The organism is Arhodomonas sp. KWT (genome assembly GCF_010993615.1).
The window spans coordinates 1-706 of record NZ_WNXE01000874.1 but is presented as its reverse complement, the minus strand read 5'-3'; the positions used below and the strand labels follow the sequence as shown (position 1 = coordinate 706).

Below are 706 nucleotides of genomic sequence, written 5' to 3'. Positions count from 1 at the left end.
AACCGCCGCCGGAGGGCGACGCTGTCGCCGTCCACGGGGTCGTGGCGGCGAACTTCGGCGGTGACAACGCCCTTGGCGGTCTGTACGTACAGGCCACGGGGTCCGAGCCGGCAGGCGTTTTCGTCTATGCCCCGGACCGGACCGCAGCAGAGCTGCCGCCGGCGGGGACGCGGGTGCGTGTGAGTGCGCGGAGCGGGCGTTACCACGGGCGTTTCCAGCTGGAATGGGTCCAGCGCATCGAGCGCTGCGGGCGTGCGACGCTTGCGCCGGTCGCGCTCGAGCTACCCGCGACCGCCGGGCGGCTGACCATGCTGGAAGATACCCTGGTGCGCCTGGACAGCCCGCTCGTGGTCACGGGCAACCGTGATCTCGGGCGTTACGGCAGCCTCCGCCTGGCCGTGGGGAGGCGTCTCCATTCGTCGGGCGGCAAACGGGGCCAGCCCGCCGGGGTGCTGCTCGATGACGGGCGCTATACCCGGGATCCGCGTCCCGTCCCGTATCTGGACGGCAACGGCACCCGGCGCGCCGGCGACCGGGTGTATGCGGTCACGGGGATACTCGATCGGGCGTTCGGCGCCTGGCGCATTCATCCGGTGGAGCCGCCGCGCTTCGCCGCCGGTAACCCGCGTGCCCGCGCACCGGGGCGGCGGGGGGCATGGCGCGTCGCGAGCCTGAACCTGGAAAACTATTTCATTACCCGGGGCGG

At 72.2% G+C, this 706-nt stretch carries 1 pseudogene; it reads left to right on the top strand.

Annotated features, from left to right (window positions below):
* Positions 1–706 (top strand): annotated as a pseudogene (locus G7A99_RS22990) (endonuclease); the annotation flags it as partial.